Annotated in this window: 23 protein-coding genes; 10 read left to right on the forward strand and 13 right to left on the reverse strand. The window is 63.0% G+C overall.

Annotated features, from left to right (window positions below; genetic code table 11):
• Positions 1-720 precede the first annotated feature (720 nt).
• Together IG169_RS06530 and IG169_RS06535 are read left to right on the forward strand one after the other, a co-directional pair.
• Positions 721-2,196: a site-specific integrase gene (locus IG169_RS06530; RefSeq protein WP_193175376.1), complete on the forward strand. Its 1,476-nt coding sequence runs from the start codon at positions 721-723 to the stop codon at positions 2,194-2,196.
• A 335-nt stretch (positions 2,197-2,531) separates the two neighbouring features.
• The gene (locus tag IG169_RS06535) at positions 2,532-3,404 is read left to right on the forward strand and encodes a D-alanyl-D-alanine carboxypeptidase family protein (protein WP_193175377.1); all 873 of its coding nucleotides are present in this window, start codon (positions 2,532-2,534) and stop codon (positions 3,402-3,404) included.
• A gap of 88 nt (positions 3,405-3,492) precedes the next feature.
• Here the strand turns inward: IG169_RS06535 and IG169_RS06540 are convergent, their stop codons facing one another.
• The 6 genes from IG169_RS06540 to IG169_RS06565 all read right to left on the reverse strand — a co-directional run bounded on the left by IG169_RS06540 (position 3,493) and on the right by IG169_RS06565 (position 10,503).
• Positions 3,493-3,768 carry an HU family DNA-binding protein gene (locus tag IG169_RS06540; protein WP_193175378.1) on the reverse strand — a complete coding sequence of 92 codons (276 nt, stop codon included), beginning with the start codon at positions 3,766-3,768 and terminating at the stop codon, positions 3,493-3,495.
• Positions 3,769-3,953: 185 nt separating this feature from the next.
• Positions 3,954-6,383, reverse strand: a complete 2,430-nt coding sequence (gene lon, locus IG169_RS06545) for an endopeptidase La (protein ID WP_193175379.1) — start codon at positions 6,381-6,383, stop codon at positions 3,954-3,956.
• 238 nt (positions 6,384-6,621) lie between these two features.
• Positions 6,622-7,911, reverse strand: coding sequence for an ATP-dependent Clp protease ATP-binding subunit ClpX (gene clpX, locus IG169_RS06550; protein WP_193175380.1), 1,290 nt, complete (start codon positions 7,909-7,911; stop codon positions 6,622-6,624).
• Positions 7,912-8,209: 298 nt separating this feature from the next.
• Entirely contained in the window at positions 8,210-8,839 is a 630-nt protein-coding gene (locus IG169_RS06555; RefSeq protein ID WP_193175381.1) for an ATP-dependent Clp protease proteolytic subunit, read from the reverse strand.
• A gap of 150 nt (positions 8,840-8,989) precedes the next feature.
• Entirely contained in the window at positions 8,990-10,090 is a 1,101-nt protein-coding gene (locus IG169_RS06560) for an NAD(P)/FAD-dependent oxidoreductase (protein WP_193175382.1), read from the reverse strand.
• A gap of 65 nt (positions 10,091-10,155) precedes the next feature.
• Positions 10,156-10,503, reverse strand: coding sequence for a cupin domain-containing protein (locus IG169_RS06565; RefSeq protein ID WP_193175383.1), 348 nt, complete (start codon positions 10,501-10,503; stop codon positions 10,156-10,158).
• 41 nt (positions 10,504-10,544) lie between these two features.
• Between IG169_RS06565 and IG169_RS06570 the strand changes: the two genes are divergently transcribed.
• Positions 10,545-11,021 (forward strand): DUF6653 family protein, encoded by a 477-nt coding sequence (locus tag IG169_RS06570; RefSeq protein WP_193175384.1) that lies wholly within the window; start codon positions 10,545-10,547, stop codon positions 11,019-11,021.
• On the opposite strand, the gene IG169_RS06575 is transcribed toward IG169_RS06570, so the two are convergent.
• The 5 genes from IG169_RS06575 to IG169_RS06595 all read right to left on the reverse strand — a co-directional run bounded on the left by IG169_RS06575 (position 11,018) and on the right by IG169_RS06595 (position 14,523).
• Positions 11,018-11,311, reverse strand: a complete 294-nt coding sequence (locus IG169_RS06575; RefSeq protein ID WP_193175385.1) for a hypothetical protein — start codon at positions 11,309-11,311, stop codon at positions 11,018-11,020. The genes IG169_RS06570 and IG169_RS06575 overlap by 4 nt on opposite strands.
• Before the next feature lie 101 nt (positions 11,312-11,412).
• The gene (locus IG169_RS06580; RefSeq protein ID WP_193175386.1) at positions 11,413-11,952 is read right to left on the reverse strand and encodes a hypothetical protein; all 540 of its coding nucleotides are present in this window, start codon (positions 11,950-11,952) and stop codon (positions 11,413-11,415) included.
• Between the two features lie 133 nt (positions 11,953-12,085).
• Positions 12,086-13,372: an O-acetylhomoserine aminocarboxypropyltransferase gene (locus IG169_RS06585; protein WP_193175387.1), complete on the reverse strand. Its 1,287-nt coding sequence runs from the start codon at positions 13,370-13,372 to the stop codon at positions 12,086-12,088.
• Positions 13,373-13,516: 144 nt separating this feature from the next.
• Positions 13,517-14,035: a CoA-binding protein gene (locus tag IG169_RS06590; protein WP_193175388.1), complete on the reverse strand. Its 519-nt coding sequence runs from the start codon at positions 14,033-14,035 to the stop codon at positions 13,517-13,519.
• 56 nt (positions 14,036-14,091) lie between these two features.
• A complete protein-coding gene (locus IG169_RS06595; protein ID WP_193175389.1) occupies positions 14,092-14,523 on the reverse strand; it encodes a VOC family protein in 432 nt (143 codons plus the stop codon).
• A 240-nt stretch (positions 14,524-14,763) separates the two neighbouring features.
• Here IG169_RS06595 and IG169_RS06600 point away from each other — a divergent pair, with 240 nt between their 5' ends.
• Positions 14,764-15,339 (forward strand): hypothetical protein, encoded by a 576-nt coding sequence (locus IG169_RS06600; RefSeq protein WP_193175390.1) that lies wholly within the window; start codon positions 14,764-14,766, stop codon positions 15,337-15,339.
• A gap of 134 nt (positions 15,340-15,473) precedes the next feature.
• Here the strand turns inward: IG169_RS06600 and IG169_RS06605 are convergent, their stop codons facing one another.
• Positions 15,474-16,286: an enoyl-CoA hydratase gene (locus IG169_RS06605; protein ID WP_193175391.1), complete on the reverse strand. Its 813-nt coding sequence runs from the start codon at positions 16,284-16,286 to the stop codon at positions 15,474-15,476.
• Positions 16,287-16,383: 97 nt separating this feature from the next.
• Between IG169_RS06605 and IG169_RS06610 the strand changes: the two genes are divergently transcribed.
• The 6 genes from IG169_RS06610 (at position 16,384) to argC (ending at position 21,868) form a co-directional block, all read left to right on the forward strand.
• Positions 16,384-16,821, forward strand: a complete 438-nt coding sequence (locus tag IG169_RS06610) for a PaaI family thioesterase (protein ID WP_246717192.1) — start codon at positions 16,384-16,386, stop codon at positions 16,819-16,821.
• A 229-nt stretch (positions 16,822-17,050) separates the two neighbouring features.
• Complete coding sequence (gene rplM / locus IG169_RS06615) at positions 17,051-17,515, forward strand: 50S ribosomal protein L13 (protein ID WP_193175392.1); 465 nt, start codon at positions 17,051-17,053, stop codon at positions 17,513-17,515.
• Between the two features lie 5 nt (positions 17,516-17,520).
• The gene (rpsI, locus tag IG169_RS06620) at positions 17,521-18,006 is read left to right on the forward strand and encodes a 30S ribosomal protein S9 (protein ID WP_193175393.1); all 486 of its coding nucleotides are present in this window, start codon (positions 17,521-17,523) and stop codon (positions 18,004-18,006) included.
• Positions 18,007-18,183: 177 nt separating this feature from the next.
• A complete protein-coding gene (locus IG169_RS06625) occupies positions 18,184-19,809 on the forward strand; it encodes an MFS transporter (protein ID WP_193175394.1) in 1,626 nt (541 codons plus the stop codon).
• 127 nt (positions 19,810-19,936) lie between these two features.
• The gene (gene speB / locus IG169_RS06630) at positions 19,937-20,893 is read left to right on the forward strand and encodes an agmatinase (protein WP_193175395.1); all 957 of its coding nucleotides are present in this window, start codon (positions 19,937-19,939) and stop codon (positions 20,891-20,893) included.
• A 48-nt stretch (positions 20,894-20,941) separates the two neighbouring features.
• On the forward strand, positions 20,942-21,868 hold the full coding sequence (gene argC / locus IG169_RS06635; protein ID WP_193175396.1) for an N-acetyl-gamma-glutamyl-phosphate reductase: 927 nt from the start codon (positions 20,942-20,944) through the stop codon (positions 21,866-21,868).
• An 8-nt stretch (positions 21,869-21,876) separates the two neighbouring features.
• Here the strand turns inward: argC and IG169_RS06640 are convergent, their stop codons facing one another.
• Positions 21,877-22,311, reverse strand: a complete 435-nt coding sequence (locus IG169_RS06640) for a CBS domain-containing protein (RefSeq protein ID WP_193175397.1) — start codon at positions 22,309-22,311, stop codon at positions 21,877-21,879.
• Positions 22,312-22,464: the final 153 nt, after the last annotated feature.

Consider the following 22,464-nt stretch of genomic DNA (forward strand, 5'->3'; position numbering starts at 1 on the left):
ACGCACGAGGACGTCATCGCCGCCCTGCTCGAGCTTGCCCGGCTTCTCGCGGAGGACGACGGATGACTTGCAACCGCGTCCCGGTCGTGCAAGAGAGCCTCCGTCTTCCCGCGGTGTCGAGCAGATCGGCAGCCGCCGGAGGCAGCAGATGGTGTCGTCGAGCAAGACTCCGGCAGCCGGTCGCATTTTACGGAACGGATTCACCGTGTCTTTATCGGGCGCGCGTAGATGAACGGCCGGAGCAATCGGGAACATGTACGACCACGAAATCAACGAACTGATCGCGCGAATCGGCAAAGAGATCGAACGCTGCGAGGAGACGATTGCACGCGCGTATCGCGATCCGATCCCGGATGAGGAAACGCTCCAAAGGGAAAAAGAAGCATCCGACGAAAGACGCGCCAGACAGGACGAATTAATCGCTCGTGCGCGGAGAGGGACAGCCTTGCTCTTGGATCTCTCGCGCGGGAACGTGGCTGTAGATCCGCACGATGACGCACCTCTCAAGATCGAGGATGCCCTCTGTCTGCCAGAGCTAGGCGGGAGATATACCAAGAATCCGGGACTGAGGTCGAAGTCAAAATCATTCACCGCGAAGACCTTGCGCGGCGCGATCGAGCGCGGGGAACTGGCGACGGTCAGGCCGAACGCGAAGAACCTGTACGTTACCCGCCGCCTGATCAGGGAGTGGCTCGAGACATGCCGAGACCAAGAAACCAATTGCCGAGCCTCAACCTCCGGAAGGCCCGCTACGACAAGCGGGGCCGCCTCACGCACCGCGCGCAGTACTACATCTACGACGGGCGACAGATCCTGCACGTCCCGGAGTGGGGCATCGATCTCCGCGGACTCGGCGAGGGAGACGCTGAAGCGGCTCAGGCAGCGCTCCGCGCCTACATCGCCCGACAGCACCAGGAAGCCCTAGAGCGCCCATCCAGGCGCACGAGAGGCCGTCCAGCGGCCGAGATGCCACTCGAAGACGTGATCTCGCACTATATGACCGAGACCGTCACGCGGTTCAACGTCGATGCCGAGGCCGAGCCAGCAAAGGCGCGCAACGCAGCGCGTCAGCGCAAGGTGCTCCTCGACCGAATGGAGTGGCTGCTCGACTACTGGACGGGCAAGGTCGTCGATGACGTAGACAAGGGGACGTGCTCCGAGTTCACGGCCATGCACTCGGCCAGCACGGCCCGGCGCTGCCTCGAGGACCTAAGGGCCGCCATCAACCTCGCCGAGGCCGACAGGCTGCTGGCGAAGGGCGGAGAGCACGTCTTCCACATCCCTCCCCCCTCACCGCCGCGGTACGGGTTCTTCACGCGGAGCCAGTTCGCCCGCCTCGTCTGGGCGGCCTACCGGGCCAAGGGAACATACACGCACTCGGACAAGCGGTCGTCCGGAGACAAGGTCGGGGTGACGAAGGAAACCGGCCGCAGGCCCAGGAGGCACCTCGCACGCTTCATGCTCATGGCCGTCTACACGGGCACGAGGACGGACCGCATCGAGCAGGCCTCGTTCTACCCGGAACCGGGGCGCCCGTGGATCGATGTCGAAGGAGGCATCTTCTACCGCAGCTGGGATGGCGAACGCGTCCCGGACAACAAGAGAGCGGACCCCGTCCGCATCCCGGTGAGGCTGCTGTCCCATCTCCGGCGCTGGAAGAGGAACGGAGCTCGGTACGTGGTCGAGTATCAGGGCCGCCCGGTTGGCACCGCGTCAGCGTTCTTCCGGCTCCTGCGCGAGACGCTCTCCGAAGAGGAGCGGAAGGCGCAGCGGCTGAACAGGCACGCCTGCAAGCACACGGCCGCCACATGGCTCATGCAGTCCGGGCAGCCTATCGGAGAGATCGCGGGCTTCCTGTCTACCGACGAGAGGACCATCGTCCGGCACTACGGACACCATCACCCCGACTACCAGTCTGGCATCTCAGAAGCATTCTCGAGCGGGGCCGGGCGAATCCAGTCGCGCCGGGATGCCACTGGACGGGCGGCCCAGCGGCAGACGGCGGCCACCAGCGCGGCCGTCGCGGCCGAGGTCCGTCAGGCGGTGCGCGACCTGATGGAGATCGCGGAGGCCCCGGTGGCGGCGTTCAGCGTCCTCGACAGCACGCCGGACGACGGCCTGGCGGCCCTGCGAGAGGCGGTCAAGCGCAGTGCCCGCTCTGGCGAATGGTCGGACGTCCTCGGGAACGTCGCGTGAACGGAGACTGGCACCGCCACGCTTTGCCACGGAAACAACCGGAACAGAGCAGAACGAACGGGCACCAACGCCGAAAAACATCGATATAAATCGGCTACTTAGGCTTCGACACGCTCGTTTACACCGAAGATGTCGGGAGTTCGAGCCTCTCACCGCCCACCATTCCCCTTCCTTCGAATGCCCTGTCCCGGCGGATATTGCCGTCTGTGCGCACCGGCACAGCGCCGTCGGTCGGCCCGCGCAAGAATCCGTTAATTCTCCACAGCCGTTGGCCTGCATTTTCGAAGAGAACATGCTAATTGCGCATTACGAGCCGTAACAAACCGATATCGTCGATGGAGCCCATCCTGAATTTCCAGCTTCGCCCGCGTGCGCGCTTTTTCATCGTCCTGCTCTCGCTCATTTTCACTGCCGAACTGACGGCGTGCTCCACATCCGACACGCTCGATATCGCGGCGCCGCAGGCCGAGCCGTCGAAATACGCAGCGATCGTCGTCGACGCGAAAGACGGCAAGATCCTCTACGAGGTCGCGGCCGACCAGATTCGCTATCCGGCATCGCTCGCCAAGATGATGACGCTCTACCTGACATTCGAGGCGCTGGAGAACGGCCGGCTGAGCAGGACCACGATGATTCCGCTATCGGCGACCGCAGCCAGACAGCCGGCGACGAAGCTCTACATGAAGGCGGGCGACACGATCGACGTCGATACGGCGATCCGCGCGCTCATCGTCAAGTCCGCCAATGACGTCGCGACGGCGCTCGCCGAGAATCTCGCCGGCAGCGAAAAGGCTTTCGCACGCCAGATGACCGCGAAAGGTCGCTCGCTCGGCATGACGAGGACCGTTTTCACCAATGCGTCCGGCCTGCCCGATCCGAAGATGACGACGACGGCGCGCGACATGGCCGTCCTCGGGATGGCGCTGCGGCGCGACTTCCCGCAATATTATTCCTATTTCGCGCTGCGCAGTTTCCAGTTCCGGGGCAAGACGGTACGCGGACACAACAAGCTGCTCGGAATGGTTGCGGGCGCCGACGGCATCAAGACCGGCTATATCAAGGCGTCGGGATACAATCTGGCCGCCTCGGTGAACCGCAACGGCCGCTCGCTCGTTGCCGTCGTCATGGGCGGCAAGACCGGCAAGGCGCGCGACGCGCACATGGCGCAGCTTCTCACCGCGACCTTCAACCGCTCCCGCCGGAAATAACCTCGGTTGCGCGCCTGGCGCGCAGGCAATGAAAAACCGCGGCTGCCGATGGCAACCGCGGTCCAAGAAGAATCGTCTGTCGACGCTATCAGCTGTTGAGCGCGTCCTTGAGGCCCTTGCCGGCCGAGAACTTCGCGACCTTCTTCGCCGGAATGTCGACCGGAGCGCCCGTGAGGGGGTTACGGCCCGTGGTCGCGGCGCGGTCATTCACACTGAAGTTGCCGAAGCCGAGAATGCGGACATCGCCGCCCGATTTCAGCGTGCTGGTGATCGTGTCGAAAACAGCGTCGACTGCCGACGCGGCATCTCCCTTACCCAGACCGGTCTTCTCCGCAACGGCGGCAGAAAGCTCGTTTTTATTCATTGTCATAATCCTTCTCAATCCATGCGGCAGGCTGCCGGTGTCTTCCCGGCGGGCCAACCGTAAACACGGCGGACCATAAATGGATTCGCCGCCAACCCGAAGGGGAATGGCACCGAAAAGCCCGGAAATCCAAGAAAAAACGCCGCATTTCTGCGGCGTTTACAAGTTTTTGGGATCAGCCGGGCCTAGTGGGCGACGTTAGGGAGGCTATCGTCGTCAATCGGGGCGACTTTGCTGGCTACCGATTCGACCTCTTCGGTCCATTCGATGGGCTCCGGCTTGCGCGTCAGGGCGTGTTCCAGAACCTGACCGATGCGGCCAACGGGGATGATTTCCAGCTCGCTTTTCACGTTTTCCGGAATGTCGGCCAGATCCTTGACGTTGTCCTCGGGAATGAGAACCGTCTTGATGCCGCCACGCAACGCCGCGAGCATCTTTTCCTTCAGGCCTCCGATCGGCAGCACCCGGCCGCGCAACGTGATCTCGCCGGTCATCGCGACGTCCTTGCGCACCGGAATGCCGGTCATCACCGACACGATGGCCGTGGCCATCGCGACGCCCGCGGACGGCCCGTCCTTCGGCGTCGCGCCTTCCGGCACGTGCACGTGGATGTCGCGCTTGTCGAACAGTGGCGGCTTGATGCCGAAATCGATGGCGCGCGAGCGGACATAGGATGCCGCCGCCGAAATCGATTCCTTCATCACGTCACGCAAATTGCCGGTGACCGTCATCTTGCCCTTGCCGGGCATCATGACGCCCTCGATCGTCAGCAACTCGCCGCCAACCTCGGTCCAGGCCAGTCCTGTGACGACACCGATCTGGTCCTCGCCGTCGATCTGACCGAAGCGATACCGCGGAACGCCGAGATAGTCGTCGAGGTTTTCCGGCGTCACTTCGACCGTCTTCTTGTCGGTGCGCAGGATGTCCGTGACCGCCTTGCGGGCGAGCGTCATCAGCTCACGCTCGAGGTTACGAACGCCGGCTTCCCGCGTATAGGTGCGGATGACCTCGCGCAGCGCCTCGTCGGTGATCGCGAACTCGCCTTCCTGGAGGGCGTGGTCACGGATCGCCTTGGGCAGCAGGTGCCGGCGCGCGATTTCAACCTTCTCGTCCTCGGTGTAACCGGCGATGCGGATGATCTCCATGCGGTCCATCAGTGCCGGCGGAATGTTGAGCGTGTTCGCCGTGGTGATGAACATCACGTCGGACAGATTGTACTCAACCTCGAGATAGTGATCCATGAAGGTCGAGTTCTGTTCCGGATCGAGCACCTCGAGCAGGGCCGACGACGGATCGCCGCGGAAATCCATGCCCATCTTGTCGATCTCGTCGAGCAGGAAGAGCGGATTGGATTTCTTCGCCTTCTTCATCGACTGGATGACCTTGCCGGGCATCGAGCCGATATAGGTGCGGCGGTGACCGCGGATCTCGGCCTCGTCACGCACGCCGCCGAGCGCCATGCGCACGAATTCGCGGCCCGTCGCCTTGGCGATGGACTTGCCGAGCGAGGTCTTGCCGACGCCGGGCGGGCCGACGAGGCAGAGGATCGGCCCCTTCAGCTTGTTCTGGCGCTTCTGGACGGCGAGATACTCGACGATCCGGTCCTTGACCTTCTCGAGGCCGTAGTGGTCGGTGTCGAGCACCTCCTGGGCGACGTCGAGATCATATTTGACCTTCGACTTCTTGTTCCACGGAATCGACAGCATCCAGTCGAGATAGTTGCGCACGACGGTGGCTTCGGCCGACATCGGGCTCATCTGCTTGAGCTTCTTCAGCTCGGCGTCGACCTTCTCGCGCGCTTCCTTGGAGAACTTCGTCTTGGAGATGCGCTCTTCCAGTTCGGCAAGCTCGTTATGGCCGTCCTCGCCATCGCCGAGTTCCTTCTGGATCGCCTTCATCTGCTCGTTGAGATAGTACTCGCGCTGGGTCTTCTCCATCTGGCGCTTGACGCGGCTGCGAATGCGCTTCTCGACCTGGAGAACCGAAATCTCGGATTCCATGTGGCCGAGCGACTTCTCCAGCCGGTCCTTGACGCTGGCGGTTTCGAGAATGTCCTGCTTTTCGCTGATCTTGATCGACAGGTGCGAAGCGACCGTATCGGCAAGCTTCGACGGCTCCTCGATCTGGGTGACCGCGGAGACGATATCGGGCGAGATCTTCTTGTTCAGCTTGACGTAGTTCTCGAACTCGGAGACGACCGAGCGGCCGAGAGCGGCCAGTTCGATTTCGTCTTCCTCGGGCTCGGCGACCGGAATCGCATGGGCCTCGAGATGGGTATCGCGGTCCGTATAGTCCTGGATTTCCATGCGAGACACGCCCTCGACCAGCACCTTGACGGTGTTGTCGGGCAGTTTCAGCAACTGGAGAACGTTCGCCACGGTGCCGTGGCTGTAGATCGCGTCGGGCGCCGGATCGTCGTCGCCGGCATCCTTCTGCGTCGCGAGCAGGATCTGACGGTCGTTCTCCATCACATCCTCAAGCGCGCGGATCGATTTTTCACGCCCCACGAAAAGCGGCACGATCATGTGCGGGAAAACAACGATGTCGCGCAACGGCAGGACGGCATAGAGCCCGTCAGCGCCGTCCGCTGCTGTTTTCTTTTCGGCTTCAGCCATTCGTTTTTCCTTTCATGCCTTATCGGCTTAGAAATACCCCTCTCCGTGCCTCATGGCCCCGGATGAAAGGCTCCCCCTGTAAGTGGCGCCGCAGAAACCCGATTTCAACGGTTTAAAACAGACGGAATCGATTTTGATACTCGCGCGGTTGGCCGTGCGCCGCAATGGTCCAAAAGGTTGAACCAACGGAAAAAGGCCGGTTGCCCGGCCTTTTCGCGTTCATGGAACGTTTCGCCCGTCAGGCCGAGGCGTTTTCCTTGTCGTCGGCCCTGTCGGCATAGATATAGAGCGGACGGGCGCTTCCGGACACCACCTCTTCGGAGATGACGACCTCGCGCACGCCTTCCAGCGCCGGCAGCTCGAACATCGTGTCGAGCAGGATCGCTTCCATGATCGAACGAAGGCCGCGTGCGCCGGTCTTGCGCTCGATGGCCTTGCGCGTGATCGCGCGCAGCGCATCCTCGTGGAAGATGAGGCTGACATCCTCCATCTCGAACAGGCGCTGATACTGCTTGACGAGCGCGTTTTTCGGCTCGGTCAGGATCTGCACCAGCGCGTCCTCGTCGAGATCCTCGAGCGTCGCCAGAACCGGCAGCCGGCCGACGAATTCCGGGATCAGGCCGAAGCGCAGCAGATCCTCGGGCTCGACCTTGCGGAAGAGTTCTCCGGTCTTGCGGTCTTCCGCCATGTCGACGGTCGCGCCGAAGCCGATCGAGGTCTTGCGGCCGCGGTCGGAAATGATCTTGTCGAGGCCGGCGAAGGCGCCGCCGCAGATGAACAGGATGTTTGCGGTGTCGACCTGCAGAAATTCCTGCTGCGGGTGCTTGCGGCCGCCCTGCGGCGGAACCGAAGCCACCGTGCCTTCCATGATCTTCAGAAGCGCCTGCTGGACGCCCTCGCCCGACACATCGCGGGTGATCGAGGGATTGTCCGACTTGCGCGAAATCTTGTCGATCTCGTCGATATAGACGATGCCGCGCTGCGCGCGCTCGACATTGTAGTCGGAGGACTGCAGCAGCTTGAGGATGATGTTTTCCACGTCCTCGCCGACATAGCCGGCTTCGGTCAGCGTCGTCGCGTCCGCCATGGTGAACGGAACATCGATGATGCGCGCCAGGGTCTGGGCCAGCAGCGTCTTGCCGCAGCCGGTCGGCCCGATCAGCAGGATGTTGGACTTCGCCAGCTCGACGTCGTCGTTCTTCTCGGCATGGGCGAGGCGCTTGTAGTGGTTGTGCACGGCAACCGAAAGGATGCGCTTGGCGTGGCCCTGGCCGATCACGTAGTCATCGAGAACCGCCATGATTTCCTGCGGGGTCGGCACGCCTTCCTGGCTCTTCACCATCGAGGACTTGTTCTCCTCGCGGATGATGTCCATGCACAGCTCGACGCATTCATCGCAGATGAAGACGGTCGGACCTGCAATCAGCTTGCGGACCTCGTGTTGGCTCTTCCCGCAGAAAGAGCAGTAGAGGGTGTTTTTGGCGTCGCCGCCGCCACTACCACCACCACCATTGCCAACCTTGCTCATGCCCATTCCTTTCAGCGGATTGCAGATTTCGCGCGGCTCATGCGCATCGGCAATCCCGACTATATTTCCGTGACGCGCTTACTCGACAACCACATCGCGTCACAAAGGCTTCAAATCACATTCGTACACATATCCACGTTACGTGCAACGATTCGACATATTCCTTTACCGTTCCCTTAATCGGGACGTCACATTGCAATCTAGACGGCTTTTCCAAGCGCGCAAAGCTTACAATGCCTTGGCTTTCGCGAAGCTTCCCATGCGTCACACGGATGCAACAGCACGCTCCGGCCTGCGACTATTTTTCCTCGGGCTCGATCGCATCGCGGGATTCGATCACGCGGTCGATCAGGCCGAATTCCTTGGCCACATCCGCCGTCATGAAATTGTCGCGCTCGAGCGCATTTTCAATATCATCGTAGGAACGGTCGGTGTGTTTGACGTAAATTTCGTTCAGGCGGCGCTTCAGGGCCTCGACTTCCTTGGCGTGGATCAGGATGTCGGTCACCTGACCCTGGTAGCCGCCGGAAGGCTGGTGAACCATGATGCGCGAATTGGGCAGCGAGAACCGCATGTCCTTGGCGCCGGCGGTCAGGAGCATCGACCCCATCGACGCGGCCTGGCCGATGCACAGCGTCGAGACCGGCGGCTTGATGAACTGCATCGTGTCGTAGATCGCGAGCCCCGACGTCACCACCCCGCCCGGCGAGTTGATGTACATCGCGATTTCCTTCTTCGGGTTCTCCGCTTCCAGCCACAGGAGCTGCGCGCAGACGAGCGACGCCATGCCATCCTCGATCGGACCAGTGATGAAGATGATGCGTTCCTTCAGGAGGCGCGAGAAAATATCGTAGGCGCGCTCGCCCCGATTGCTTTGTTCCACGACCATCGGAACGAGGTTCATTGCGGTGTCGATCGGATTGGCCATGTTTTACCTTTCGGGGATTTCTGTCTGAAAACGCGCAAAGGCCTTTGCGCTTGGGGAATCGGCTACATCTTGCCCTTAAATAGGGCGTGCGGGCGGCACTTCGCAAGACACGCCCTGCCGTAAACCTTAATGCGGCAAAACTGTGAACAATCAGGCTTCGGCGCGCATCCATGATTTGAGCGCCGCAAAATCCCGGTTCTCCACGAACCCGGCCACGCGCCGCCCGACGGCGGCGCCGAACTTGTAGCCATGGCCCGAACAGGCGGAGACGACCAGGCAATTGCCTTCCTCGCGCACGAAAAACCGCTCGTCGGCCGTAAATGTGTAGGCGCAGGTGACGACACCGGTGATCGCATATCGATCGATATCGCGCATCGGGGGCGCGAACAGATCGCGGATCGCCTCCCCCTCGCCCGCGACCGGATCGCGGTTCGCGTTGGCATCGGCGCTGGCGATTTTGTGCAGGCCGGACCCGAATTTCAGGCCGCCCTCGCCCGACGGCGGCAGGATGTAACCGTCCGTCTCGCCGCCGACATCGAGGATGACGGGCGCGCGCGCCCAAGCCTCCTTCAGATGCGCCGGCGGGTCGAGATAGACGACCGCCGTGCGGTAGGTCGTCAGATCGGAAACGAGGTCCGGAAAGAGTTTCGTCACCCAGGCGCCTGCGGTGACGATCACATAGTCGGCCTCGATCGTGCGGCCATCCTCGGTCGTGACGGCGGCCCTGGCCGGATCGACGCCGGTCACCTTCATGGTCTGGCGCAGCAGGACGCCGCGCGCCTGCAGCCAGCCGGCCATGGAAAAGGCGATGCGGCGGCAATGCAGCGCGCCGCCCTCGGGCGAGAAAAAGGCATAGCGGATCGTGTCGGGATCGAGGAAGGGATAGCGTTCGGCCGCCTCGCCCGGCTCAAGCACCTCGCAGGGCCAGCCGCCTTCGCGCAGGCCGTTCAAATAATCCTCGGCCTCGTCGCCGGTCTCGCGGCTGACGGCCATGAAGCCGCGCGCATCGAGATGGCTTTCGCCGAGATCCGCCCACAGCTCGTCCCAGGCGTCATAGGCCTCGGTAATCGCGGCGCCGTAGCCCGACCCGGCGCCATAGGCGCGGCGAATGATGCGATGGTGATCGCCGGACGCCGCCAGCGGATTGGGGATAGGCCCCTGCTCGAAGAGCATGACCTGATGACCCTGCTTGGCGAGCGACCAGGCGGTGGACAGGCCGGCTATGCCCGCCCCGACGACGGATATTTTCATGAATCGACCCCGATATCGCGAACGCGTCGAATTGAGCGGATTGCGGATAGAGTTGCAAGCGGCCGTCAAAGCCGGATGACATATTCCTTGCGGGTCGTCTCCAGCACCTCCCAGGTGCCCGCGAAACCCGGGCGCAGGATGAAGCTGTCGCCCGCCCTGACGGTGCGCGCCGCGCCGCCGTCTTCGGTGATCACCGACACGCCTTCGAGGATGTGGCAGAACTCCCACTCGTCATAGGCGATCCGCCATTTGCCCGGCGTCGATTGCCAGATGCCGCAGTAAAGCTCGTCGCGCTCCTCGAGATTCCATGTGGTGAAGACGGGATCGCCGGAGACGTATTTTTCGGGCGCCGGGCGCTCGGTCTCTTCAATTGCGCCATCCGGCGTAACAGGGAGGAAACGAATTGCAGTCATATCAAGATCCTAACAAAAACAACAAACTGATAGCCGGGCGCATGCAAATCGACAAAGCATTTGAAAGCTCCATAGGCATGAACGAGGCCGACTGGGCACGCCATGCCAATCCCTGGAGCGTTTACACCCGCATTCCGCTTCTCGCGCTGATCGCGCTGTCGATCTTCAGCCGCGCATGGATCGACTGGTGGGCGGTGTTTCCGCTCGTCATCCTGCTCGCGTGGGTCTTCTACAATCCGCGCGCCTTTTCCGCGCCCGCCTCGACCGACAACTGGGCGTCGAAGGTGACGCTTGGCGAGCGGCTCTGGCTGAATCGCAAGACCGTGCCGGTTCCGGCCAGTCACGCCCGCTGGGCACTGGGGCTTTCCATTGCCGGCGGCGTCGCGCTCCTACCGATGATCTACGGGCTTTACGTGCTCGATCCCTTCGCAGCCGGACTCGGCGCGGCGCTTGCCTCCGTGCTCAAGCTGTGGTTCTGCGACCGGATGGTCTGGCTCTACGAAGACATGGCGGGCTAGCACACCTGCACGCCGCATTCCTTGATCGTGAACTCGGTTTCCGGCTCGGTCAGCGCGGCATCGAACTGGCGGCCGTCGCGGCATTGCGCGCGCGCCTCGTAGGTCCGGCGGCCGGCGAGTTCGCCTTCCTTGGTGTTCAGATAATACTCGACCGCGCAGGCATGCTCGATCGCAAGCTGGTTGGACAGCACATCCAGCCAGGCCGGGTCCGCGGATTGGGCGCAAGCGGGCGCGACGGCCGCCGCGAACGACAGCGTTGCGGCAAGGGTCAGCGATTTAAAGCGCGGCATAGAGGTCTCCACCTGTTGATTCCGTCAGGAACCTACAGGATTTCGTCGAAACTTTGATTGCGGAAAATCAATTCCGCCGGACACGAGACAGGCGGTCCGCGTCAAAGCGCGTCGAGCACCTCCCTGGCGAGCGCCATGACGGCCGGTTTCGCCTTGTCCTCGTCGATGCCGGACACTGTCACGGATATGCTGGCGTCGTTCTTGCGCGCCTGCAGGCCGTTCCCGACCCAAATCGCCTCGTCGCCCATCGCCACCGGCTCGGGCTTCGGCAGATCGGGATATTGCTCGGCCGCGTCGCGGAACGACTGGATATAGCTTTGCGCGCCCTTGCCTCCGGCGGGCCACGACCAGACCATCAGCGTCACTGTCGGCAGGCGCGGCGTGTCATCGGGCGCCTGCCAGTTGCAGGTCGACAAAACGCCCTCGTTCTCGCCGCCGCCGGCGCTTCTGCCCTCCGCGCCCGGCTGGACCGGCACGCCGATGGCGGCACCGACCCGGTCGGCATCGAGAAGGCCGCAGGCGTCGATCTTTACGGCCGTTGCCGCCGAGGACGAACTCTCGTCGGAACAGGCCGACAGGACAACGGACGCGATCGCCAGGAAGACCGCCGCGAGACGCAATTTCGGGACTTTCGGCATCATCGTTTTTCTCCCCGGCCGACCGGAATCCGGCCCGGCATCGCCACTGAAGGGAAAGACTGCCGAGATTAGCACCGGCCCGCGGTCCCGTCCAACGATCGTGAACAGAGCCGCGGGCGCGACATGCAAATACGACCTAGCCGGCTTTCGCCAGCGCCTGGTCGATATCGGCGATGATGTCGTCGACGCTCTCGATGCCGATCGACAGCCGCACCACGTCGTTGCCGGCGCCGGCGGCGGCACGCTGCTCGTCGGTCAGCTGGCGGTGGGTGGTCGAGGCCGGATGGATGACCAGCGTGCGGGTGTCGCCGATATTGGCGAGATGCGAGACGATCTCGAGCGATTCCACGAACTTGACGCCCGCCTCATAACCGCCCTTGACGCCGAAGGTGAAGACCGCGCCGGCGCCCTTCGGGCTGTAACGCTGTTGCAGCGCGTGGTTGGCGTGGCCCTCGAGGCCGGAATATTCGACCCAGTCGACCTTCGGATGGTCCTTCAGGTGCTTCGCCACGGCGAGCGCGTTGTCGCAATGGCGCTGCATGCGCAGCCCCAGCGTTTCGATACCGGTCAGGATCAGGAACGCGTTCATCGGCGCGATCGCCGGACCAAGGTCGCGCAGGCCGAGCACGCGGCAGGCGATGGCGAAGGCGAAGTTGCCGAAGGTCTCGTGCAGGACGATGCCGCCATATTCGTCGCGCGGCGTCGACAGCATCGGATACTTGTCGGTCGCCGACCAGTCGAAGGTGCCGCCGTCGACGATCACGCCGCCCATCGAATTGCCGTGGCCGCCGAGGAACTTGGTCAACGAATGGACGACGATGTCGGCGCCGTGCTCGATCGGGCGCAGCAGATAGGGCGACGCCATCGTGTTGTCGACGATCAGCGGAATGCCGGCATCGCGCGCGATTTCCGCCAGCGCCTCGATGTCGGTGACGAAACCGGCCGGGTTGGCGAAGCTCTCGACGAAGATCGCCTTGGTCCTGTCGTCGATCTGCGCGGCGAAGCTCGCCGGATCGGCGGCGTCAGCCCAGCGGACTTCCCAGCCGAAATTCTTGAAGGAATGGCCGAACTGGTTGATCGAACCGCCGTAGAGGCGGCGCGCGGCGACGAAATTGTCGCCGGACGTCATCAGCGTGTGCATGACGACCAGCTGGGCCGCGTGGCCGGATGCGACGGCCAGCGCCGCGGTGCCGCCCTCGAGCGCGGCAAGGCGCTCCTCGAGAACCGCCTGGGTCGGGTTCATGATGCGGGTATAGATGTTGCCGAAGGCCTTCAGGCCGAACAGCGAGGCGGCGTGGTCGGCGTCGTTGAAGACGTAGGCCGTGGTCTGGTAGATCGGCGTGATTCGGGCCCCGGTCGCCGGGTCAGGCTGCGCCCCCGAATGAATTGCCAAAGTATCGAAACCGGGTGTCTTCTGGGCCATGGTCGCCTCCTCCTGAACAAAATCGAATGACGTTGTGGCGGGGATCGGCGGGCGAGTCAAAGACGATTATTGTCCGCCGCGGCGCGAAGTCGAAATGAAATTGCTTAAAACCCGGCGCGCATTCGCGCCGGCAGGCGACGACCGTCAGCGCCTGATGCCGAAACTCTGGAAACCGGTGCGCAATTCGGGGCGGCGCGAGGACAGCACCTTCGAATTGACGCCGTTCCAGCCGATCTCGCGCGACAGGCGGCCATATTCGATCTTCGGGCAGCGGTCCATGACGACCTGGATGCCCTTTTCCTCCAGCCGCGCGGCGCTGTCGTCGTCGCGCACGGTCAGCTGCATCCAGACCACCTTCGGCAGCGGGTCCATCGCCAGGATCTGGCCGGTGATCGCGGGCACGGCCGACGCGGCGCGGAAGATGTCGACCATGTCGACGGGTTCCGGCAGATCGGCGAGCGACGCAAAGGCCGTCTGGCCGAGGATTTCCTTGCCCGCATGGCCGGGATTGACGGGCAAGACCCTGAAGCCCTTGTCGATCATGTATTTCATGACGAAATAGCTCGGTCGCACGTCATTGGCCGACGCGCCGACGACCGCGATCGTCTTCACGGAGGTCAGGATGGAGCGGATGTAATCGTCGGGATAGGAATCGTGGTTCATGGCGAAGCCGTAGCACCGGACGCGCAATTTGTCGCCTGCCGGAAACGACGCATGCCCTATTCCGGCAGTTGCATGAAACCGTCTTCGTCGTTCGCCATGAACGGATTGTAGGCGACTTCCCAGAGATGGCCGTCGGGATCGGCGAAATAGCCGGAATAGCCGCCCCAGAAGACCTTTTCGGGTTTCTTGACCGGTGTCGCGCCGCAGGACAGCGCATGCGCGAAGGCGGCGTCGACCTCCGCCTCGCTCGCAAGATTATGCGCCAGCGTCACGCCCGAGAAGCCGGGTTTCGTATCCTCGACAGTGGCGTCGGCGGCAAGCGCCGCGCGCCCGAACAGGCCGAGCAGCGTACCCTTCAGCCGGAAGAAACTCACCGCCTCCTGCGAGGCCGAGGATTTCACGAAACCGAGCTTCTCGTAGAATGCCGTCGACGCGGCGACATCGGCGACGCCGAGCGTCACCATGGAAATGCGGGGATCGAAACGCATGCTAGTCTCCAACGCTAGAACATAGCGAGAACATTAGGGTGGATCGCTCAATGACACAATCCCCTGCTCGCTCTCAAACGGATGCCCGCCAAAGCATCTTATTGGGCAAGCGAGGGAAACTCCCGGCGGCTCAACTGTATTCCACATCGGGGCAAATCGCTATCATTGGGGGATTCGGTAATCCATTTGTGTGAGCATCCGCCCTAGCGCAAAGAAAGAATATGCTTCGGGAGAGCCAGAATGCAGAAGATTCTGGGATTATTAATCGCTCTACAAGCGAGTGCGGCCATTGGGCAGTCGAGTGATCGACCGAAATTTGAAGACACCGGAAAATACGCCGGGAAGTACTTATGCACGCCTTTGGCAGCCGGAGGCGTGCAGTGGAATGATCCAGTGCACGAATGGCGGGGAACCGCGTTCAAAGTGTCGAATGATGAGCAGTTTATCTTTGAGATTCGAGCCTCAAATGAGAGTGAGGAGTGGAAGTCGTTTGGTTGGTCGGTTGCAGGAACAGCCTACTTTGGGACTGTGCGGCCAATTGAAGGTATTGAGTTGCCATTGCTTGAGAGCACTGCCCGCAGTTGCTGGGGTGAGCGCGAAGGTTACCAGCCTGCAAAGCGAGTCGGCTACGGCGACATCTTCATGTCCCCTGAGGGCAAGTTTCGATGCCGGACCTCTGGCGGCCTCTATTTTTATGACTTCAACTTGAGCGCCCGACGGTATCAGCGAACCTATCACGCGGGTTTCGTTGATGGGGACGACTCTGGCGGAAATACGCCGTCTGTCGAGATCGGGGAATGCACGCACATCGAATGAATCCCGGTGAACGCTCCCATATGGCGAATGCGATCTAGAGATAAATGGCGCCTCTCTGCGCGCAGTTCGAGCGAATAGGAAACAGACAGGACACGAACCGTCCTAGGAGACATCGCGCTTATCTCGCTCTTCCCCTATTCGCCCGTCCACTCCGGCTTGCGCTTCTGCAGGAAGGCGCCGATGCCTTCCTCGGCGTCGCGGAACAGCATGTTCTCCACCATCACATTGGCGCAGTAGTCATAGGCGTCGGACAGGCTCATCCCGGCCTGATGATAGAACGCTTCCTTGCCGGTCTTCAGCGTCAAAGGCGATTTGGAAGCAATGACTTCCGCGTATTTCTGGACAATCTGATTCAAGTATTCCTTCGGCACGATCCGGTTGACGAGGCCGAATTCCTTGGCGCTGGAGGCGTCGATCTGCTCGCCGGTCAGCAGCATCTCCATCGCCTGCTTGCGGTGGACATTGCGGGTCAGCGCGACCATCGGCGTCGAGCAGAACAGGCCGATATTGACGCCCGGCGTGGCGAAGGCGGAGGTGTCGGTGCAGATGGCGAGATCGCAGGAGGCAACCAGCTGGCAGCCGGCCGCCGTCGCAAGCCCGTCGATCTCGGCGATCACCGGCTTGGGGTGGGTGACGATCGCCTGCATCATCTGCGCGCAGAGCCGCATGGTCTTTTCGAAGAAGGCCCTGCCCCGGTCTTCGTCGGGGCGGTGCAGCGTCAGTTCCTTCAGGTCGTGGCCGGCGGAAAACACCTTGCCGGCAGCCGCGATGACGATGACGCGCACCGCGTCGTCGGACCGCGCGTCCTCGAGCGCGGCCATCATCGCCTCCATGGTGGCGATCGACAGCGCGTTGGCCGGCGGGTTGGACAGCGTCAGCCGCAGGACCGGACCGTTCCGGTCGCGGGTGACGAGCGGCGTTTCGACAAGGGCGGGCGCGACGGTCATGCTTGGTCCTCCGGAGGCGTGGGCTTGACGGCGAACCTACCAAACGGGCAAACGCGGCGGCAAGATATTCCGTTCACGCAATTGGTATCGTCCCGCCATGACCAGGATGCCTTCCCCGATCGTTTCCGCCGAAGAGCTCGACCGATTCATGGAGACCGAGTTCGCCCAGGTCTTCATCGACGGGCGCATCTACACGATCACCGACCTCGGTCCGGGCACGCTGACGATGCGGCTCGACCCGGGCGAGCGGCACCTGCGGCCGGGCGGCACCGTGTCGGGCCCGACCCTGTTCACGCTTGCCGACTATGCCGCCTATTGCGTCATCCTCGCCCATATCGGCCTGAAGGGCCTGTCGGTGACGACGAGCTTCCATATCAATTTCATGCGCAAGGCCGAGCCCGGGCCGGTCTTCTGCACCGCGCGGCTGCTGAAACTGGGCAAGCGGCTGGTCGTCGTCGAGATCTCGATTGCGGACGAAAAAGACGACCTGATCGCGCACGGATCGTGCACCTACTCGATCCCGCCGCGGGATTGATGCGTGGTAAAATAATACCGTATTTATAACCAATTGATTTTGTTTGATTTTCGGCAGAACGCCTGCAATTCCGCGCTTGACGCGCCGAAAAATTGCCCCTAAAGCACCCTTGATCGCGCTGGGACCGTCCGGCGCGGTTTGTTTTTGCCGGGCAAACCGGCAATCCAAGCAACAAGAAAAGCCCGTTCCGGCCCCGCCGGTCCGGGATGATGAACCAAGGAACACACCAATGGGAACATTCTCCCAGAAGCCCGCCGACGTGGTGAAAAAGTGGGTGCTGATCGACGCCGAGGGTCTCGTCGTCGGCCGTCTCGCATCCCTCGTCGCTATGCGTCTTCGCGGCAAGCACAAGGCCACCTACACCCCGCACGTCGACGACGGCGACAACGTCATCATCATCAATGCGGACAAGGTCGCCCTGACCGGCAAGAAGCGGTCGGACAAGATCTATTACTGGCACACCGGCCATCCGGGCGGCATCAAGGAGCGCACCGCGGAGCAGCTTCTCGACGGCCGTTTCCCCGAGCGCGTCGTGGAAAAGGCGGTTGAACGCATGATCCCGCGCGGTCCGCTCGGCCGCCGCCAGATGAAGAACCTGCGCGTTTACGCCGGCGCCGAACATCCGCACGAGGCACAGCAGCCGGAAGTGCTGGACGTCGCCGCGCTCAACCCCAAGAACAAGAAAGTGGCCTGATCACCATGGCTGAATTGAACTCTCTCGAAGAACTCGGCGAAGCAACCGGCACGGTGACCGAAGAGGTCCAGGAAGCTCCGGTTCACGTCCAGAAACTCGACGCCCAGGGCCGCGCCTATGCCACCGGCAAGCGCAAGGACGCGGTCGCCCGCGTCTGGATCAAGCCCGGCACCGGCCGCATCACGGTCGGCGGCAAGGACTTCACCGAATATTTCGCACGCCCCGTCCTGCAGATGGTGCTGCAGCAGCCGATCGTCGCGACCAACCGCGCCGGCCAGTACGACATCGACGCCACCGTCGCCGGCGGCGGCCTGTCCGGCCAGGCGGGCGCAGTGCGCCACGGCATCTCCAAGGCGCTGACCTATTACGAGCCGTCGCTGCGCGGCGTGCTCAAAAAGGGCGGCTTCCTGACCCGCGACAGCCGCGTGGTGGAACGCAAGAAATACGGCAAGGCGAAAGCCCGCCGTTCGTTCCAGTTCTCCAAGCGCTAATCCGCAATTCCGGATTTTCCGGTGTTCAAGGGGCGTTCTTCGGAACGCCCCTTTTTCGTTTGTCGCGGCGCGCCCGGAACCCGAATTCCGCTCCCGTCGAATGTCGATTATGTTTTGCGCTTTACTCGCGTAGAACGATACCTGCTTGGAATCGGTAGAAAGCGGCGAAAAGACACCATGCCTAAGCCGGGATCCCTCCTCGGGCTCTTCAACAACCAGACATTCCGCATGCTGTGGATCGCGGCGCTGGCGTCCAATTTCGGCGGATTGGTGCAGTCGGTCGGCGCGGCGTGGATGATGACCGAGCTGACGGCATCCGAGAGCATGGTGGCGCTCGTGCAGACCTCGGTCACGCTGCCGATCATGATCTTCTCGCTCGCCGCCGGCGTCTTCGCCGACAATTTCGACCGCCGCAAGGTCATGCTGGTCGCCCAGGGTTTCATGTTCGTTGTTTCGGTCGCCCTGACCGTTCTGGCGCTGGAGGGCATGCTGTCGCCGTGGCTGCTCCTGTCCTTCACCTTCCTGATCGGATGCGGGACGGCGCTGCACAATCCGTCCTGGCAGGCCTCGATGGGCGATATCGTCACCCGCGAGGAATTGCCCGCCGCCGTCTCGCTCAACTCCATGGGCTTCAACATCATGCGCAGCGTCGGCCCGGCGGCCGGCGGCGCGATCGTCGCCATCGCCGGCGCGGCGGCGGCCTTCGCGGTCAATGCGGCCAGCTATGTCGCGATCATCGCGGCGCTGTTGCGCTGGCATCCGTCGCTGCCCGCGAAGAGCCTGCCGCGGGAGCCTTTCGGCATCGCCTTCCAGGCCGGGCTTCGCTACGTGGCGATGTCGCCCAACCTGATGAAGGTGATCCTGCGCGGCTTCCTGTTCGGCGTTTCGGCCGTCGCCCTGCAGGCGCTTCTGCCGGTTGTCGTTCGCGACAATCTGGGCGGCGACGCCTTCATCTTCGGAACGCTTCTCGGCTGCTTCGGGATCGGCGCGGTGATCGGCGCGATGGCCAATGCGAATTTGCGCGCGCGCTTCCACAACGAGAACATCACGCGGATCGGGTTCACCGGCTTCGCCGTCAGCACCTTCGCGATCGCCGTCAGCAATCTCGTCGTCGTCTCCGCAATCGCCCTCCTCGTCGCGGGCGCGTGCTGGGTGGTCTGCCTGTCGCTGTTCAACGTGACGATGCAAATGTCGACGCCGCGCTGGGTCGTCGGCCGCGCCATGGCGCTCTACCAGACCGGCGTTTTCGGCGGGATGGCCGCCGGCAGCTGGGTGTGGGGGTCCCTCTCCGAAAGTATCGGCACGAACAATGCGCTCATCGGCGCGGCCCTGATCCTGCTGCTCGGCGCCGTCACCGGCCTGCGCGCGCCGCTTCCCGATTTCGGCCTGCTCAATCTCGATCCGCTCAATCGCTTCACCGAACCGCCGCTGCGCCTCGATCTGACCCAGCGAAGCGGGCCGATCATGATCATGGTGGACTACGAGATCGCGCAGGAGGACGTTCAGGAGTTTCTCGCCACGATGAGCCTGCGCCGAAGGATCAGGATACGCGACGGCGCGCAGCAATGGGCCCTGCTGCGCGATCTCGAAAATCCCGATATCTGGACGGAGAGTTATCACGTACCGACATGGGTCGAGTATATCCGGCACAACGAACGGCGAACCAACGCCGATGCCGAGGTCTCCGACCGCCTCCTGGCGCTGCACAAGGGCGCAAAACCGCTTCGCGTTCACCGGATGATCGAACGCCAGACCGTCACGCCGCATGACGACATGCCGCGCCTGCGCGAAGAGCCAAGCTGACGGGAGACCGGCGATCCGCGGCAAAACCGGCGCGCCATGTCGAAAAGCGGGGCTTGCGGGCCGCTTTTTTGTTGCGCGCGGGCCATGCGAGGATATGAACGCAGCAAATGCCACGGGACCATCGATCATGACTTCCAAATCCATCGATCACGCCTTCACCGCGCGCACCCTGACGGGCGCGGCCACCGACCCGACCCATGCAGGCGCCTTGTCCTTCATGCGGCGCAAATACACCAAGACCCTGAAGGGCGCGGACGCGGTCGTCTGGGGCATCCCGTTCGACGCCGCCGTCTCCAACCGGCCGGGCGCGCGCTTCGGCCCGCAGGCGATAAGGCGCGCCTCGGCGATCATGGACAACGATCCGCAATATCCGTTTGCGCGCGACCTGTTCGAAAACCTCGCGGTGATCGACTACGGCGACTGCCTGCTCGACTACGGCAACCACCAGAAGACGCCTGCGACGATCGAGCGCGAGGCGGGCAAGATCCTCAAGTCGGGCGCGTTCCTGGTGACGCTCGGCGGCGACCATTACGTCACCTGGCCGCTGTTGAAGGCGCATGCGGCGCTGCACGGCAAGCTGGCGCTGATCCAGTTCGACGCGCACCAGGACACCTGGTACGACGACGGCAGGCGTATCGACCACGGCTCCTTCGTCGGCCGCGCCGTGCGCGACGGCGTCATCGACCCCGACCATTCGATCCAGATCGGCATCCGGACGCATGCGCCGGAGGATTGCGGCATCGCGATGATCTACGGCGAAGCGGTCGAGGAAATGCGGACCGCCGAGATCGTCGCCGCGATCAGGAAACGCGTCGGCGACATGCCCTGCTACATCACCTTCGATATCGACTGCCTCGATCCGGCCTATGCGCCGGGCACCGGCACGCCGGTCGCGGGCGGCCCGTCCTCGGCCAAGATGCTGTCGGTCTTGCGGCAGCTCGGCGATCTCGACATCCGGGGCGCCGATATCGTCGAGGTGGCGCCGGCCTACGACCATGCCGACATCACGGCGATTGCGGGCGCGGCCGTCGCGCAGCATTATCTCGGGCTTCTCGCCGAGTGGCGCGCCAAGGGGAAACGATGACCCCCCTGCCCCACGCCCCGTCCCTCAACTGACCGACAGAACAAGATCATGAAACCGAAAATCTTCATCGACGGCGAACACGGAACCACCGGGCTGCAGATCCGGCAGCGCCTCGCCAAACGCGACGACATCGAGGTTCTGTCGATCCCCGAGGCCGAGCGGCGCAACCAGGTCATCCGCGAACAGCTGCTGCGGGAAGCCGATTTCGCGATCCTGTGCCTGCCGGACGACGCGTCGCGCGAGGCCGTCGCGATGATCGGCGACCACGGCACCCGCGTCATCGACGCCTCGACGGCGTTCCGGGTGACGGAGGGCTGGACCTACGGCATGCCGGAACTCGACAGGGAACAGGCAGAGAAGATCGCTTCCGCGCAATTCGTCGCCAATCCCGGCTGCTGGCCGCAAGGCCCGATCGCGACGCTGCGGCCGCTGGTCAAGGCCGGGCTGATCCCGGCCGATTTCCCGGTTACCTTCACCGGCATCACCGGCTATTCCGGCGGCGGCAAGGCGATGATCGCCGACTACGAGGCCATGGGCGAGACCGCGCCGGAATATCTGCCCTACGGGCTGACGCTGCAGCACAAGCACCTGCCCGAACTGAAGAAGAACGCCCTGCTCGACCGCGACCCGCTGATGGTCCCGGTCGTCGGCGATTTCGCGCAGGGCATGGTGACGATGGTGCCGCTGCAGCTCGGCGCGCTTGCCACGGTGCCGACCGGCAGAGATCTGCACGCGGCGATCGCCGACCATTACGCATCGCTGACCGAATGCGTCATCGAGGTCGCGCCGTTCGAAAAGCTGGAGCGCAATCCCGACATCCAGCCGGAAGCGCTGAACGGCACCGACGGCATGAGGCTCCATGTCTTCGCAAACGACGACCGCGCGCAGGCGGTGCTGATCGCCGTCTACGACAATCTCGGCAAGGGCGCGTCCGGCGCGGCGGTGCAGAACCTGAACCTGATGATCGGAGCGTAAGGCCCGGTCTAGTGCCGCGCGATCGCGTAGTCGCGCATGACATCGGCCTCGGTCTGCATCTCGGCGAGGCGATGCTTGACGATGTCGCCGATGGAGATGACGCCGACCAGCTTGCCGTTTTCGACGACGGGAAGATGGCGGATGCGCCGCTGGGTCATCTGCTTCATCAGGTCCGAAATCGACGAGTCGCGCGTGCAGGTGACGACCGACCGCGTCATCAGGTCCGACACTTTCATCCCCAGCAGATCGGCGCCGTGTTCGGCCAGGCCGAACGCCACGTCGCGTTCGGAGATGATGCCGTCGACCGTGCTGCCGTCGCTCGAGACGATGATCGCGCCGACGCGCAAGGCGCGAAGCCGGTGCGACAACGTGTTGATCGTCTCCTCCGGTCGCACGGTGAAAACGTCGGTTCCTTTGACATCGAGAACATTGGAAACTTTCATGGACACGGCTCCTTCCCGGTACGCTCGTACATCCGGATCCAAGAGCAGATATCCATTGTGGCCGTTCGACGGTCGGATACCGGCTTGGACACGCAATTGATGAATCTAGTCCCCGGTGCGGTCGCAGGCAAGGAATGCGCGAATAGTTGATCG

Source organism: Oricola nitratireducens, assembly GCF_014904745.1.
GTDB classification, from domain to species: Bacteria; Pseudomonadota; Alphaproteobacteria; order Rhizobiales; family Rhizobiaceae; genus Oricola; species Oricola nitratireducens.